1 protein-coding gene is annotated in these 1,580 nt (G+C 62.1%); it reads left to right on the top strand.

Going from position 1 to position 1,580, the window contains the following annotated elements; genetic code table 11:
• Positions 1 to 260: 260 nt before the first annotated feature.
• Positions 261 to 1,523 (top strand): IS110 family RNA-guided transposase, encoded by a 1,263-nt coding sequence (locus AC5Y36_RS25725; RefSeq protein WP_500043805.1) that lies wholly within the window; start codon positions 261 to 263, stop codon positions 1,521 to 1,523.
• The last annotated feature ends 57 nt before the right edge of the window (positions 1,524 to 1,580 follow it).

Raw genomic sequence — 1,580 nt, 5'->3', positions numbered from 1 at the left:
AGACGCAAAAGAAGGGGATGGGCGCTGGCGCGTCCGCTCGCGGTGGATGAGAATCGGGTGGGTGCGTTGCGTTGCTGACGTCGAAGGCACTTGGCTGTGTGTGGCCGTGCAAAAGAATGACGCCGGAGCCCTCCGCCTGCGGGTGTCCCCCCGTTGCTGCTGTGAGTGCGAGTACCAGTCTCTTAGTTAATTTTTGAGGGCTCTGCAATGCAGCGCACGCTTTGTTGGCTGCGACCCTGCGCCGGAAAGGGGCTGGTGGGATGCAGATTCTCTATGAGTGGTGTGCCGGTATTGATATCGGCAAGGACATCATCGCGGTAGCGGTGCGTGTACCGGGTGAGGGTCCCGACGGGCGTAAGACGATCAAGCGCACGTTCAAGACCTTCTATGGTGTGCTGCGGGAGTGCGCGCGGTGGCTAAGTGGCCACGGTGTGACGCATGTGGCGATGGAGGCAACCGGGATCTACTCGATGCCGGTTTATCACGCGCTGCTCGAACACGGCGAGTTCGAGGTGCTGGTCTGCAATGCCGGGCATGCCAAGAACGTGCCGGGCCGCAAGACCGATCTCTCGGATGCCGAATGGTTGGCGCATCTGCTCGAATGCGGGCTGCTGCGGGGTTCGTTCATTCCACCGGCCGAGATCAAAGCCGTGCGCGACGTGATCCGTTACCGCCGCAAGCTCGTTGAGCACCGCACCTCAGAGCAGCAGCGGCTGGGCAATGTGCTCCAAGACGCCGGGATCAAAGCCGACAGTGTGGCGTCGTCGGTCACCACCAAATCGGTGCGGGCGATGGTCGAGGCGCTCATCGACGGTGAACGTCGCCCCAAGGTGCTCGCCGAGATGTCCAAAGGCAGCATGCGTTCGAAGATCCCGGATCTGCAGCGGGCACTGGAGGGCCGCTTTGATGACCATCACGCGCTGATGTGTCAGCTGCACCTGCAACATCTCGACCAGCTCGATGCGATGATCAGCCGCCTCGATGAGCAGATCGAGGCGATGATGCAGCCCTTTTGTGCCCGGCGCGAGTTGATCGCGTCGATCCCGGGTATCGGGGCCCATGCCTCAGCGGTGATCATCTCCGAGATCAGCGCCGAGCCCGCGGCATGGTTCCCTACCGCCGAGCATTTGGCTTCCTGGGTCGGGCTGTGTCCGGGTAATCATGAATCTGCCGGCAAGCGACATCACGGTGCACGCCGCAAAGGCAACCCATATCTGCAGTCGGTGCTGGTCGAGTGCGCGTGGGCCGCGGTACGCGGCGATGGTTACCTACGCGAGTTCTACCGCCACCAGGTCCGCAAGTTCGGCGGGTTCCGCAGCCCCGCCGCGAAAAAGAAGGCCATTATCGCCGTCGCTCACAAGCTGATCGTGATCGTCTGGCACGTGCTCGCCACCGGTGCCCTCTACCAGGATCTCGGTGCCGACTACTTCACCAAACGCATGGATCCCGAAAAGGAACGTAACCGCCTCGTCGCCAAGCTCGAAGCCCAAGGATTCAAAGTCACCCTCGAACCCGCTGCCTAGCACCCAAATACACACCGTCACGAACCGACCCGAACGCTACGACTGTCCGGGTGGGCA

Source organism: Mycobacterium sp. NGS50 (assembly GCF_059812545.1).
This window is presented reverse-complemented; position numbering and strand designations above follow the sequence as displayed.

Excerpts from the sequence above, each read along its gene's own strand:
- AC5Y36_RS25725 (WP_500043805.1), top strand. The coding sequence starts at position 261 with ATGCAGATTCTCTATGAGTGGTGTGCCGGTATTGATATCGGCAAGGAC.